The following is a 12,407-nucleotide window of genomic DNA, read 5'->3' on the forward strand; positions in this document are numbered from 1 at the left end:
ACCCCCTACTCCGGGGTGGCGGCGATCTTCCGGTCGGCCATCGAAAGCGGAGAACCTCCAAGGGTTTTCGAGGACGGAGGTCAGATGCGGGACTTCGTCCACGTCGACGACGTCGCGGCCGTCAACGCCGCGGCGGTGGCCGCGGACGGGCTGGCTGGCTTCACCGCGTTCAACGTGTGCTCGGGGCGGCCCATCTCGATCATGGACGTCGCCACCAAGATCTGTGCGGCTCGCGAGGGGCAGCCACCCGTCGTGACCGGTCAGTACCGCAGTGGCGACGTCCGCCACATCGTGGCCGATCCTGCGGCGGCCGCCGACGTGCTCGGGTTCCGGGCCGCGATCGACCCGTCCGACGGACTGAGGGAGTTCGCGTTCGCGCCGCTGCGCGGGTAGCCATACTCGAGCGGTGACTAGCTCAACACTCTGCGAACGTTTCGGCATCGACTTCCCGCTCTTCGCGTTCAGCCACTGCCGGGACGTCGTCGCCGCGGTGACCAACGCCGGTGGCTTCGGCGTGCTCGGTGCGACCGCCTACACCCCCGAGCAGCTCGACCAGGAGCTGACCTGGATCGACGAGCACGTGCACGGCAAGCCGTACGGCGCCGACATCATCGTCCCCGCGAAGTTCGAGGGGAAGGGCGAGAACCTCTCCCGCACCCAGCTGGTCGACAGGATCCCCGCCGAGTACCGGAGCTTCGTCGCTGAGTTGCTCGCCGAACACGGCATCGAGGCCGAGGCATCGCCGCGCCTCGGCGGGTCCGCGTTGACCGGTGACACCGGTCGCGAGCTGTTGGACGTGGCGATGAGTCACCCGATCAAGCTGATCGCCAATGCCCTTGGCGTGCCGCCGGACTACATGATCGAGGCCGGCCGTGAGCGCGGTGTGCCGGTCGCTGCCTTGGTCGGAGCCAAGGAGCACGCGGTCAAGCAGGTAGCGGCGGGGGTCGACCTGATCGTCGCGCAGGGCACCGAGGCCGGCGGGCATTGCGGCGAGGTGACCACGCTGGTGCTCATCCCCGAGGTCCTCGATGCATTGGCCGCCCTCGGCAGCAACACCCCCGTACTCGCCGCGGGCGGAATCGTGACCGGCAGGCAGATGGCCGCTGCGGTCGCGATGGGCGCCGACGGCGCGTGGACGGGTTCGGTGTGGCTGACCACCGAGGAGGCGGAGACCGCGCCGCACACGGTGCAGAAGATGCTCGCGGCGACGTCGCGCGACACCGTGCGCTCGGCGGGCCGGACGGGAAAGCCGTCGCGCCAACTGGTTTCGGACTGGACCGACGCCTGGCTGCCGCACGCGGATGGCCATCAGCCGCTACCGCTGCCGCTGCAGTCGATGCTCTGCGAACCGGTGCTGCGCCGGATCGACTCGCTGGCCGATCAGGGCCACCGGGGGGCGCAGGAGTTGGCGACGTACTTCGTCGGGCAGGGCGTCGGGTTGATGAACAAGGTCAAGCCCGCCCGCGACGTCGTCCTTGAGTTCATCGAGGACTACCTCGCCGCCGCCCAGCGGTTGGGAAACTCCTTGCCCGAGTGAGCACATCCGCGTTGAGATAGCGCTGACAGTCGTTGCCATCGCATTTCGCGACTGTCAGCGCTACCTCAACGCCGAGAAGTAGACGCTATTCCTCGCCGGCCAGTGGAAGGCGCACCTCGAAGCGGGCACCGCTCTGGAGGTTGTACGCCGATACGGTGCCGTGGTGGGCGTGCACCAATCCCGCCGCGATCGCCAGGCCCAAGCCGGATCCGCTTGGCAGTGAAGCGTCTTCGCGTGGCACTCGGCCGTTGGATCCGCGGTAGGCGACGTCGAAGACGCGCGCCAGGTCGGCCTCGTTGATGCCGACTCCCGTGTCGTCGACCCTGGCCCATGCACCCTGGCCGTCGGATCCGATGGCGAGTTCGACCGTGCCACCCTCGGGAGTGTGGGCGATGGCGTTGGCGACGAGGTTGGACAGCACCCGCACCAAGGCGCGGTCGCTACCGATCACGCCGACGGGCTTGGCGGGCAGCCGAGCTCGCAAGGCGACCCCCGCGCGCTCGGCGGCGATGCGATGCGCGGACACCACGTCGTCGACCACCTCGTCCAGGGCCACCTTGTCGTATGCCGCCTGCACGGCGCCGGCGTTGATCTTCGACATCTCGAATAGGTCGTCCACCATCGCGGAGAGTCGAATCGTCTCGTGCTCGATGTGTTTGGCGTGGCTGCGGATCTCGTCGTCTTCGACCACGCCGTCGGCGATCGCCTCGGCCACGGCCCTGATCCCGGCGAGTGGCGTGCGCAGGTCGTGGCTGACGAAGGCAACGAGCTGCCGACGCGATTGTTCGGCGACCTCGTCGGCCTCGCGGATCTGCTGCTCCCACACCGTGCGCCTGGCCTGATAGCGGGCCAGCATGATCGCGGCGGGAATGGTCACCACCGAGACGATGACGAGCACGACGGCGATGCCCTCGAACCGAGGTGACAGCATGAATCCGCTCGCCCCGAACACGCCGGTGAAGGTGGCCACCGTCGGGATCAGGACGAGTACCACCATGCTGAGGGTCAGTGACCAGGACCGCGCCAGACGGATCAGGATTGCGCCTGCGACCACGACCGGTACCGAGCACGCCAGCGCGATGCCGGCGATCTCCCAGCTGTCAGTCATCGGCATGGTTGTCTTCACTCCACATGTAGCCACGGCCCCAGACGGTCTGCACCCGGTGCTCCGCGCCCAGTTTGGACCTGAGCCTCTTGACGTGCACGGTGACGGTAGACAGGTCACCGAAGTCCCACTGCCACACCATCTTCAGCAATTCTTCCCTGCTGAAGACGACCCCTCTGTGGGTGAGGAAGAACAGCAGCAGGTCGAACTCGCGATTGGTGACGCTTATCGGCTGGCCCTTGATGGTCACCGAGCGGGCCGCGGCCGACACCGTCATGTCACCCACGGTCACGACGACGGGTGGTGCGCCGAGCCCCCACGGGGCGCGGCGCAGGACCGAGCGGACCCGCAGCGCCAGCTCGCGGGGACTGAATGGCTTCACCAGATAGTCGTCGGCGCCTGCCTCGAGCCCCGCGATGCGGTCGTCCTCCTCGCCGAGCGCCGTCAGCAGAATCACCGGCACCGCGTATCCGCCGCGCTCGCGCAGGACGCGGCACAGCGCCAGCCCATCCGGGCCGGGCATCATCACGTCCAGGACGGCGACGTCGATCTGCTCGGACGCCAATGCGCGCAGGGCCTGGTGACCGTCACGTGCGATCGACACTTCGAGTCCGTCGCGCTCGAGGTATCGGCGCACGACGTCTCTGACGACGTTGTCGTCGTCAGCGATCAGAACCCGGGTCACGACGATCCAGAGTAGCCGGACACGTCCGTTACCTGCGTCGACGTCACCGATTCGTCAGCGTTCACCCCGCAATGCCCCGGCTGGGGTGACTAGCCTTTGAGCGGTGGAACCCTCGCGTGTGACGGTGGTGATGCCCTGTCTGAACGAGGCGGAATCACTGCCAGGAGTGCTCGCGCTGCTCCCAGAGGGCTACGACGCTCTTGTGGTCGACAACAACAGCACCGACGGCACCGGCGAGGTGGCCCGGCGCTGCGGAGCGCGGGTCGTCGACGAGCCGCGGGCGGGATACGGCGCTGCCGTGCACGCGGGCATCGTCGCGGCCACGACGCCGATCGTGGCTGTGCTGGACGGCGACGGATCGATGGACCCCCGCGAATTGCCGAAGCTCGTCGATGAACTCGACCGAGGCGCGGACATGGCGGTCGGCCGCCGGCGGCCCCTGCCGGGAGTGCGCTGGCCCTGGCACGCCCGACTGGGCACCCAGGTGGTTTGCTGGCGGCTGCGGCGCAGGCACGGTATCCCGGTGCATGACATCGCGCCCATGCGGGTGGCCAGTCGTGACGCCTTGCTCGGGCTCGGGGTTGAGGACCGCAGATCAGGGTACCCGCTCGAACTACTGGTCCGTGCCGCCGCAGCGGACTGGATCGTCGCTGAGCACGACATCGACTACGGGCCCCGCACGGGTGGCAAGTCGAAGGTCAGTGGGTCGGTTCGAGGCAGTTTCTTTGCGGTCCTGGACTTTTGGCGGGTGATTTCGTGAGCTCGGATATCGCGGTGGCGGTGCTGGTGGTGGCCAAGGCCCCGGTGCCCGGCCTCGCCAAGACCCGACTCGCGGCGACCTTGGGCACCGCAGTGGCTGCCGATCTTGCGGCCGCTGCTCTGTTGGACACCCTCGATTCCGTCGCCGACGCGCCCGTCGCGCACCGCGTCGTCGCAATGACCGGCGATCTCGCTGCCGCGAGTCGCTGCGAGGAGATCCGGACCCGCCTCGCTGACTTCACGGTCGTCGAGCAGCGCGGTGACGACTTCGCCGATCGACTGGCCAACGCACACGCGGACGCCGCGAGCGCGGCAGGCGGCCTGCCCGTCGTGCAGATCGGCATGGACACCCCGCAGGTTACCGCCGCCCTGCTCGCCGAATGCGCAGTGGCGCTGTTGTCGACCGACGCGGTGCTCGGCATGGCTCGAGACGGCGGCTGGTGGGTCTTGGGCCTCACCGATCCGCAGGCCGCCGAGTGCCTGCGCACCGTGCCGATGTCGACGGCGCAGACCGGCGCCGTAACGCTTGCCGCCCTGCGCGACACCGGGTTGGACGTGCAGCTGCTCCCAGAGTTGGCCGATGTCGACACCGTCGACGACATCGAGGAGGTTCGTCGGATGTGCGCGCCGGACAGCCGGTTTCGGCAGGCGTCGGTGGCCGTGGAGGTGGGACGTGCTGGGTAATTTGTACGACGAGGCTCTGACGGGCGAGCGATGTTGGATTCGCTACGACGACGGCAGGATGCAGGGGCTGCCGGTGCACAGCTGGTTGGTGGGGGGTCAGCGCCTCGACCGTGCCTTCGACAAGGCGGTGCTCGGCTTGTGTCATGGGCCGACGATCGACTTGGGTTGCGGCCCAGGACGATTCGTCGCTCATCTGACGAAGCTCGGCATTCCCGCATTGGGCGTGGACCAATCGCAGACCGCCGTCGAGATGGCTCGCCGCAGTGGCGCCCCGGCTCTTCGCCGCGATGTCTTCGAGCGACTGCCCGGCACTGGCCGCTGGGGCACCGTGCTGCTGGCCGACGGCAACGTCGGGCTCGGTGGCGACCCGATTCGCGTCCTGCGTCGGGCCGCTGAGTTGATGCGAACCGGCGGGCGTTGTATTGCCGAGTTCGATCCGAACATCAGCGGAGTTCAATCCCGCTGGGTACGCCTCGAGTCGGCGAAAACCGTCGGACCGTGGTTTCGGTGGGCCTCGGTCGGTGTCGACTGCGCGAAACGGCTCGCCGAAGACGTCGGCCTCGGGGTCGCGGCGGTCACGCCGGTGGGCGGCAGGGTGCTGGCCAGCCTGGCCGCCGCCTGACGTCCTGTCGCGAGACCCCTGCAACCCCGAAACCCCTGCAACCCCCAACCCCCGCGAGCCTGCGTGTCGGCACGCCGACACGCCGCTCGGAGTGGCATTCCGCGCACGCTCGGCAGGGATCCGGTGCCTACCAGTTCGTCAGGATCACCGAATTCAGCACCAGGGCCCCAACGACGTTGAGCCCCAGCCACCATCGCTGCGAGCGCGGGGGCAGCAGGGCCCCGGCGGCGGTCAGCCACACGGTGTACGGCAACCAGATTCGCTCGACCTCGGCCTTGCTGAGCATGCTCAGGTCGGCGCACACGGTGGCCAGTAGCGCCGCCAGGATCACCAGGTGCAGGCCAGACCGCTCCTTGATCAGCTTGAGATCGAAGGCGCGGGACACCCCGGCGACGGTGCCGAGGCCGACGGCGCACACCACCGACGCGTAGTTGGCCCATGACCAGTATTGGAAGGGGCGGTCCTTCGCGATGCCCTGCCAGTAGCGGTCCTGCACCAGGAGGTAACCGTCGAACCACCAGAAGCCGGCGAGCGCAAACACCCCCACTACGGCCAGGGCGGCGACCGCGGCGGGGATGAAGGCCCGCATCGCGGAGCGGACGTCCCTGGCCGAAAGCAGTACCGCGACCGAGGGAAGGGCGATGAGGCCGAGGCCGTAGTTGAGGAAGATGCCCCACCCGAGCAGCAGTCCGGCGCAGGCCCCCGCCAGGATCGGCAGCCGCACGGTCTGGCGGGTCGCGAGTGCCAGCAGCGCAAGGCCCCATGCTGCGACGCCGGCGAAGTACCCGTCGCCTGACACGGCGACCCAGATCGCCGTCGGCGCCACGGCGACGAACGGGGCCGCCCGCCGCGCGAGGTCGTCACCGGACAGTGCCCGCGCCGAGACGACGATTGCCGCGGCGGCACTCGACCCGACGAGCAGACACAGCAGCCCCGCCCAGGCGCCACCACTGAGGCCGACGCGATCGAGCCACACGAAGGTCAGCAGAGCGCCGGGAGGATGGCCCGAGATGTGCGTGATCCACGAATCAGGTTGGAAGTCAAGGATTCTCGACGAGAAAGACCGAAGCGCGTACGGGATGTCGGTGATCGACGGCACCTGGCGCAGGTATTCGTTGGGCGTCGCGAGGCGGTGCGCGAAACCCCGCTGCCAGCCGTCGATCATCGCCAATGCGAAGGCCCACGCGCAGGACGTCGCCCACGTCGCCCACGGCACGACCCGCCATGGCAGGCGTTGTGCCACCGCCGGACCCCACACGGCAGTTCCGATGCCGATCACGATTGCCGGGACGGTGCCCCAGCCGACGTGCGCGTCCCACCACCCGAAGATCGGCGCCGCGGCGGCGTACATCTCGATCTGCTGCCGGGTGCTGTTGATCAACGGCGTGACTATGCCGAGGTCGAGATGGGGGACCGCGAATGCCGCGGCGACCAGCAAGACCGCTAGGACGGCCGCGAGGACGTCGCGACGGGCAGATCTCACGTCTACCCACCCTAGGCGGGGCGCCCGCGGATCCGCCGTGACGTTTCGCTGACGGGTTCAAGGAAGGTTATTTACCGCTTATTCCAGATCCAGGAGTGATCGCCAGCCGGTCGAGGAGGTCCAGGAACGCCGCGGCGAAGTCGTTCTCGGCGGTCTCGGCACGGACGATGGCCCAGTCGACCTGTTCCCGCACCGCCCGGGTGGCGGGCAGCAGGGCGGCGAAGTTGCAGTGGTGCTCGTTGAGTGACTTGAGTTTCTGGCACAGCACCACCGTCGGTGAGAGCACCGGCATGAAGATCGCGAGAACCTCGTGAGCGGGCGCGGCGCGGATCAGGTCGGTGCGGACCTCCACTCCGTTGACCCGATGCAACACGTCGACGACGACATCGTCCGTCCTCGCCTTGAACAGCCAGTCCTCAGGCGTGCGTTCGACGTCGAAACCCGCGTTGCCCAGGATCGTGGCGGCAGCGTCGGCATCGGTTTCCGCCACCACCAGGTCGACGTCATGGGTCGGCTCGGGCGCTCCGTGCACCCACAGCGCGTAGCTTCCCGCCAGCGCGAAGTCCTTGCCGTCCGCCTTGAGGGCGGAAGCGGCACGCTTCAGCGCGTCGCGCAGTGCGGCCTGGTGATCGAACATCGGTCAGTGCCCACGCGATCGGTATGTCGTCATGATGGGTATCTAGTACCCCATGCGGCTGGCGACATTCAACATCTTGCATGGCAGGACGGTCGGTGACGGCGTGGACGTCGGCAGGTTGCAGGACTGCGTGCGCGCCATCGACGCCGACGTGTTGGCATTGCAAGAGGTGGATCTCGAGCAGCCGCGCTCCGGGATGGCCGATCTGACCGCCGTGGCGGCGGACGCGATGGGTGCGGTCAGCCACCGGTTCGTCGCCGCGATCGCGGGCACTCCCGGTGCAACCTGGATCGCCGCGACCGGACGTGAACAGCCGGGTGCCGCGGCCTACGGGATCTCCCTGTTGTCGAGGTTTCCCGCCAGCACCTGGCAGGTGGCGCGACTACCGCGGATCCCGATGAGGTTCCCGATGTACCTGCGTGAACCCAACCGGGTGGTCGTCATCGACGAAGAACCGCGAGCCGCCGTGATCGGACGATTCGAGACGCCGCTTGGCCCTCTCACGATCGCCAACACGCACCTGTCGTTCGTGCCGGGCTGGAACCGGCGTCAGCTGCGGCACCTGGTCCGTGACCTGTGTGGCCTTCCTGGTCCGCATCTGCTGGCGGGTGATCTCAATCTGACGCCGAAATCGGTCCGGCGATCGTCCGGAATGCGTTCTCTCGCAGCAGGTCGCACGTTCCCGGCCAAATCACCCGAGCGCCAGCTGGACCACGTGTTGACCGATGACCCCACGTTGACGGCCACCCGGGTCGATGCGCCCGAGATGTCCATCTCCGACCATCGACCGCTGGTGGTCGACATCGAGCGCCGGAGTTGACACCCGAATCGGGAAGACGTCCGACCCGCCGCACACGTAGGGGCCGCTGGATCGAGGAAGGGCCCGGCCACCAGGCCGGGCCCTCCGTCGATCATGCGGTCACTGATGTGACTTCTCGCGTTTTTCGGCCGCCGCCGCTCCACCGCGGGCGGCCTCGGCCTCCGCCTCCTTCTTGGCGGCATCCTGCTGGGCGTCGGCTTTGTCCTGCTGGGCCTTGCCCTCCTCGGTGAGGTCGTCGCGACCGGTCACCGTGCCGGCTACTTCCTTCGCCTTGCCCTTGAGGTCCTCGACGGTGCCCTTGATGCCCTCTTCCGGGCCACTGTTCTTGTCAGTCATCGTTTCCTCTCTCGAGTTCTGGCGTGCCGTGATCGGCGGCGACCACGCACGTTCGCGGGAGCTCCGCAGGGGTTGTCATTGCCCGCGAAAGCCATGACCAAACCGTGCTGGGGAGTGAAGATCGAGAGCGAGAACGCGTCGCTCAACGTTTGAGATGCTTTGAGGGGGGTACCGCGTCGATCGACTCGTCAGCCGTCGAGGAGTACTCATGCGCATGGACTTTCACCGTCAACTCGACCTGCTGCGCGCAGACACGAGCGCCATGTGCGGACTCGCCGGTGACGCGGTCGGGCGCGCCACCGACGGATTGTTGGACGTCGATGCCGAGATGGCCGGTCGTGTCGTCCTCGACGTCGAGCAGCTTCGAACCATGCACAACGGGGTCGAGCGCCGCACGCTCAGCCTTCTGGCGAGGCAAGCGCCGGTGGCAGGCGACCTTCGCGCGGTGGTCACCGCAATCCACGTCGCCGCCGATGCCGACCGGATGGGCGGCCTGGCCGCACACGTCGCAAGGGTTTGCCTCCGTTACCATCCCGAATCTCCGATACCAGCGGAGATGCGTGGACACTTCGAGGAAATGGGGCGTCTCGCAATCGAATTGGCCGAGCGCTGTCGAGTGGCCCTGTTGGATGTGGACTGCGCGCAGGCACGGCTGGTCCGGCGTGACGATCGGGCCATGGAGACACTGCACCGCGAACTGTTTGCGGCCGTGATGAGTCCGCAGTGGGCACACGGAGCAGGAGTCGCCAGCGACGTCGTGCTCCTCGGCAGGTTCTACGGCAGGTTCGCCGACCACGCCGAAGCGATTGCGCGGCGGCTGATCTTCCAGGCCGACGGCCCGCCCGCCGACCGCGAATGCGCGGTCTGACGCCGCTCTTTCACGCTTCAGCACAGTTCGCGAATTGACCTTCAAACGTTCGCGCAGCGACCTTGACGGCACCGCCGTCCGAGTCGACTCTCGTGGTTGAGACGACGCCAGGCAACGGGGGTTGGATGTGATGACTCTTTCCATCGTGGTCGACGAGGCAGCGGCATCCGGGTCTGGTTTCGAGCGCGTCGGCAGCTTTCGCTATTTGAAGGGGCCGCACCGTTGGGAATGGTCGGACGCCGTGGCGCGTATGCACGGTTACGAACCTGGAACCGTCGTTCCGACGACGCAACTGATCCTGTCGCACAAGCATCCCGACGATCACCCGGCCGTATCCGAGATCATCGATCACGTCCTGCAACACGGCGCGGCCTTCAGTAGCAAGCACCGGATCATCGATACCGCAGGCGCCGAACACGTCGTCGTGGTGGTGGGAGATCGGCTGCTCGGGGAGGACGGCGAGGTCATCGGGACCGCAGGCTTCTATGTCGACATCACTGACAAGGTCGAAGCCGACATACAGAAATCCGTGACCGAAGTCGTCGCTGCGGTCGAAGAGCGGCGGGCGCTCATCCACGAGGCGGTCGGCATCATCAGGCTGGCCTACGGGGTTTCGTCAGAGCGTGCATTCGAAATACTGACGTGGCGGTCCCAACAGACCAACGTGAAGCTGCGGACGATTGCCGCGCAGTTCGTCGAGCAACTCATCGGCCAGCCGTTGACCGCCGAATTGCGAGCACACGTCGACCATGCCCTTCTCACCGCCCACGAGCCTCGCGCGGTGCCTGCCGTCGCGCTGTCCTCAAGGGGCCAGGCCTAATTGCGAACTTCGTTTTCCGGAGTACTCTGCGAACGGAAACGGGTTCAGAATGCAGCTCGGCCATGCTGTCGTGGAGCCGATCATGAACCGTACTCGCGAATTGCGGCGGCACGGGATCCGTAGCACGGACCCCGCAGAGATCACCTCGTACCTCAGTCGACTCTATGGCGCCAACATGCGCCTGGAGCTCAAGGGCCACCGGCACGGCGAACGCATCGGGCTCGACCACCGCAGGTTCGACGGAGGTGGCTTCGCGCTCGAGGACGTCAGGCACGAAGGGGACGTCGAGACGCGCGGCGAGGCGACTTCGGGCGTCGTCGTTCTCTGGCCGACCGAGGGGCGGGCGGAGAGTCGCGCCTACGACCACGAAGGTGGCGCGAATGTGGGCGAGATGGTGCTCGGCTCGACTGCCTCCGCTCCAATTCGCCTGCGAACCTGCGATGTCGCACTGAAAACCGTTGTCGTCGAACGGTTTCTGTTGACCAAGGCGGCCGCGGACCTCGCGCCGAAGCCCGCCTTGGTGCGCTTCAGCGATGTCCGGCCGATCAGTTCCGAAGCCGCCCGCGCGCTGACCGCTACCCGCCGCTACGTCGAGGAGACGTTTCTGGCCGACGATGGCGCCGCCGCCGCCTTCCCCCTCGTGCTCGCAGGCGCGGGCCGACTACTGGCGGCCGCCGTGCTGTCTGCCTTCCCCAACACTGCGGGCGCGGGCGAGAGTCCCCACGATCGCAACGACCATCGCCCGGTGCTCCTGCGCCGCGCGATGGCCTACCTCGAGGAGCACGTCGCCGAGGACATCGGCGTTGCCGACGTGGCGAGCGCCGTCTACGTCACGCCAAGGGCGCTGCAGTACATGTTCCGGCGCCACCTGGAGACCACGCCGATGGCCTACCTGCGACGGGTCCGGCTGGATCGCGTCCACCGCGATTTGGTCGCCGGAGACAGGGCGAGCACGACGGTGACGGCCACGGCCGCGCAATGGGGTTTCGCGCACGTCGGACGTTTCGCGGTGTTGTACCGCGAAACCTACGGTGAGAGTCCCCACGTCACGCTGCGGTGCTGACCGCGATCGGAATCACGCCTCGGAACTGCAACGATCGCCCGGCCGGGCGAGCGGACGTACCATCGGCGATGACGGCCCCTCGCCGGGGGCTCGCGAGCATCGGGGGCTGTGCCGTGGCGGTGGAGCCATACAGCTCGAAGATCGCGGAAATGGCCGCTCTCCTGGTCGACGTTCCGCAGCGTGGCGAGCACGACGGGGACCGCGCCATGGCGGAGATCACCGACAGCGCGACCCGCGCCGTGCCCGGCGCGCAGTACGCCGGAATCACCATGGTCAGCAAGAGGGACGGCATCCGAAACGTCGCGGCGACCCACCCGTACGTGCTCGAGTTGGACGAGGTGCAGCGCCGCAACCAGGAAGGCCCCTGCTTGACCGCGGCATGGGAGAACCACACCGTCCGTGTCGACGACCTGGCGACCGACGAGCGCTGGCCCAAGTACCGCGTAGCTGCGCTGGAGTCCACGCCGATCCGGTCGATCGTGTCGTTCAGGGTCTTCGCGGGCGAAGCCGACAGCGGTGCGCTGAACTTCTTCGCCGAGCGACCGCACGCCTTCACCGAGGAAGCCCTCGAGCTTGGCATGATCTTTGCCACTCATGCCGCCATCGCCTGGGGCATGCTGCGCCGTGACCGCCAGTTTCGCAGCGCGCTGGCTTCTCGTGACGTGATCGGCCAGGCCAAGGGCATGCTCATGGAGCGGTTCGATCTTGACGCGGTGCGGGCGTTCGATTTGCTGAAGCGTCTGTCGCAGGACAGCAACACGCCACTGCACGACGTCGCCGAACGCCTTACCTCGTCGCGCGGATTGACGCCGACATCCTGAGGGCGTGGTTGCCGAAACTGAAATCCCCGAAGCGGCACGTCGAAGGCGCGAGCCAACTGCTTAGGGTGCGCGAAGGGGGGTAGCCAACAAGCTGTGGAGCCTGTCTCGAACGGTGTGGAGCAACCACCCGGCATCATCGCCATCGGCGCATCGGCGGGTGGTGTCGA

15 protein-coding genes are annotated in these 12,407 nt (G+C 67.6%); 10 read left to right on the forward strand and 5 right to left on the reverse strand.

Annotated features, from left to right (window positions below; translation table 11 throughout):
• On the forward strand, positions 1 to 393 hold a 393-nt coding region (locus tag QOD90_RS24790), incomplete at its 5' end, for an NAD-dependent epimerase/dehydratase family protein (protein WP_526354056.1).
• Between the two features lie 13 nt (positions 394 to 406).
• On the forward strand, positions 407 to 1,537 hold the full coding sequence (locus tag QOD90_RS24795) for a nitronate monooxygenase (RefSeq protein ID WP_526354058.1): 1,131 nt from the start codon (positions 407 to 409) through the stop codon (positions 1,535 to 1,537).
• An 85-nt stretch (positions 1,538 to 1,622) separates the two neighbouring features.
• Here QOD90_RS24795 and QOD90_RS24800 read toward each other — a convergent pair whose 3' ends face one another.
• Positions 1,623 to 2,651: a sensor histidine kinase gene (locus tag QOD90_RS24800; protein ID WP_526354060.1), complete on the reverse strand. Its 1,029-nt coding sequence runs from the start codon at positions 2,649 to 2,651 to the stop codon at positions 1,623 to 1,625.
• Positions 2,638 to 3,327, reverse strand: coding sequence for a response regulator transcription factor (locus QOD90_RS24805; protein ID WP_526354062.1), 690 nt, complete (start codon positions 3,325 to 3,327; stop codon positions 2,638 to 2,640). The genes QOD90_RS24800 and QOD90_RS24805 overlap by 14 nt, the downstream gene beginning before the upstream one ends.
• Before the next feature lie 130 nt (positions 3,328 to 3,457).
• Between QOD90_RS24805 and QOD90_RS24810 the strand changes: the two genes are divergently transcribed.
• The 3 genes from QOD90_RS24810 to QOD90_RS24820 are packed head-to-tail and all read left to right on the forward strand — an operon-like array spanning position 3,458 to position 5,392.
• Positions 3,458 to 4,087 carry a glycosyltransferase family 2 protein gene (locus QOD90_RS24810; RefSeq protein WP_526354082.1) on the forward strand — a complete coding sequence of 210 codons (630 nt, stop codon included), beginning with the start codon at positions 3,458 to 3,460 and terminating at the stop codon, positions 4,085 to 4,087.
• Complete coding sequence (locus QOD90_RS24815; protein WP_526354064.1) at positions 4,084 to 4,770, forward strand: TIGR04282 family arsenosugar biosynthesis glycosyltransferase; 687 nt, start codon at positions 4,084 to 4,086, stop codon at positions 4,768 to 4,770. The genes QOD90_RS24810 and QOD90_RS24815 overlap by 4 nt, the downstream gene beginning before the upstream one ends.
• Complete coding sequence (locus QOD90_RS24820; RefSeq protein ID WP_526354066.1) at positions 4,760 to 5,392, forward strand: methyltransferase domain-containing protein; 633 nt, start codon at positions 4,760 to 4,762, stop codon at positions 5,390 to 5,392. Before QOD90_RS24815 ends, QOD90_RS24820 begins: the two co-directional genes overlap by 11 nt.
• 127 nt (positions 5,393 to 5,519) lie before the next feature.
• On the opposite strand, the gene QOD90_RS24825 is transcribed toward QOD90_RS24820, so the two are convergent.
• Together QOD90_RS24825 and QOD90_RS24830 are read right to left on the reverse strand one after the other, a co-directional pair.
• On the reverse strand, positions 5,520 to 6,875 hold the full coding sequence (locus QOD90_RS24825) for a hypothetical protein (RefSeq protein WP_526354068.1): 1,356 nt from the start codon (positions 6,873 to 6,875) through the stop codon (positions 5,520 to 5,522).
• Between the two features lie 67 nt (positions 6,876 to 6,942).
• Entirely contained in the window at positions 6,943 to 7,512 is a 570-nt protein-coding gene (locus QOD90_RS24830) for a hypothetical protein (RefSeq protein WP_526354070.1), read from the reverse strand.
• 52 nt (positions 7,513 to 7,564) lie between these two features.
• Here QOD90_RS24830 and QOD90_RS24835 point away from each other — a divergent pair, with 52 nt between their 5' ends.
• Entirely contained in the window at positions 7,565 to 8,332 is a 768-nt protein-coding gene (locus QOD90_RS24835) for an endonuclease/exonuclease/phosphatase family protein (RefSeq protein WP_526354072.1), read from the forward strand.
• 99 nt (positions 8,333 to 8,431) lie between these two features.
• On the opposite strand, the gene mbp1 is transcribed toward QOD90_RS24835, so the two are convergent.
• Positions 8,432 to 8,668 carry a microaggregate-binding protein 1 gene (mbp1, locus tag QOD90_RS24840; RefSeq protein ID WP_526354074.1) on the reverse strand — a complete coding sequence of 79 codons (237 nt, stop codon included), beginning with the start codon at positions 8,666 to 8,668 and terminating at the stop codon, positions 8,432 to 8,434.
• A gap of 208 nt (positions 8,669 to 8,876) precedes the next feature.
• On the opposite strand from mbp1, the gene phoU reads away from it, so the two are divergent.
• From phoU to QOD90_RS24860, 4 genes are all read left to right on the forward strand, one after another.
• Complete coding sequence (phoU, locus tag QOD90_RS24845; protein WP_526354076.1) at positions 8,877 to 9,536, forward strand: phosphate signaling complex protein PhoU; 660 nt, start codon at positions 8,877 to 8,879, stop codon at positions 9,534 to 9,536.
• A gap of 130 nt (positions 9,537 to 9,666) precedes the next feature.
• Positions 9,667 to 10,356 carry an ANTAR domain-containing protein gene (locus tag QOD90_RS24850; protein WP_526354078.1) on the forward strand — a complete coding sequence of 230 codons (690 nt, stop codon included), beginning with the start codon at positions 9,667 to 9,669 and terminating at the stop codon, positions 10,354 to 10,356.
• Positions 10,357 to 10,438: 82 nt separating this feature from the next.
• Positions 10,439 to 11,419, forward strand: coding sequence for a helix-turn-helix transcriptional regulator (locus QOD90_RS24855; RefSeq protein ID WP_526354080.1), 981 nt, complete (start codon positions 10,439 to 10,441; stop codon positions 11,417 to 11,419).
• 119 nt (positions 11,420 to 11,538) lie between these two features.
• Complete coding sequence (locus tag QOD90_RS24860; RefSeq protein WP_526354084.1) at positions 11,539 to 12,240, forward strand: GAF and ANTAR domain-containing protein; 702 nt, start codon at positions 11,539 to 11,541, stop codon at positions 12,238 to 12,240.
• Positions 12,241 to 12,407 lie beyond the last annotated feature (167 nt).

It is taken from the genome of Mycobacterium sp. (assembly GCF_032161845.1).
In the GTDB taxonomy this organism is placed as follows: Bacteria; Actinomycetota; Actinomycetes; order Mycobacteriales; family Mycobacteriaceae; genus Mycobacterium.

What these genes read in the sequence shown, in the direction of transcription:
- QOD90_RS24800 (WP_526354060.1), bottom strand. Translation starts at nt 2,651, where the DNA reads ATGCCGATGACTGACAGCTGGGAGATCGCCGGCATCGCGCTGGCGTGC.
- QOD90_RS24810 (WP_526354082.1), top strand. Translation starts at nt 3,458, where the DNA reads ATGCCCTGTCTGAACGAGGCGGAATCACTGCCAGGAGTGCTCGCGCTG.
- QOD90_RS24830 (WP_526354070.1), bottom strand. Translation starts at nt 7,512, where the DNA reads ATGTTCGATCACCAGGCCGCACTGCGCGACGCGCTGAAGCGTGCCGCT.
- QOD90_RS24835 (WP_526354072.1), top strand. Translation starts at nt 7,565, where the DNA reads ATGCGGCTGGCGACATTCAACATCTTGCATGGCAGGACGGTCGGTGAC.
- mbp1 (WP_526354074.1), bottom strand. Translation starts at nt 8,668, where the DNA reads ATGACTGACAAGAACAGTGGCCCGGAAGAGGGCATCAAGGGCACCGTC.
- phoU (WP_526354076.1), top strand. Translation starts at nt 8,877, where the DNA reads ATGCGCATGGACTTTCACCGTCAACTCGACCTGCTGCGCGCAGACACG.
- QOD90_RS24850 (WP_526354078.1), top strand. Translation starts at nt 9,667, where the DNA reads ATGACTCTTTCCATCGTGGTCGACGAGGCAGCGGCATCCGGGTCTGGT.
- QOD90_RS24855 (WP_526354080.1), top strand. Translation starts at nt 10,439, where the DNA reads ATGAACCGTACTCGCGAATTGCGGCGGCACGGGATCCGTAGCACGGAC.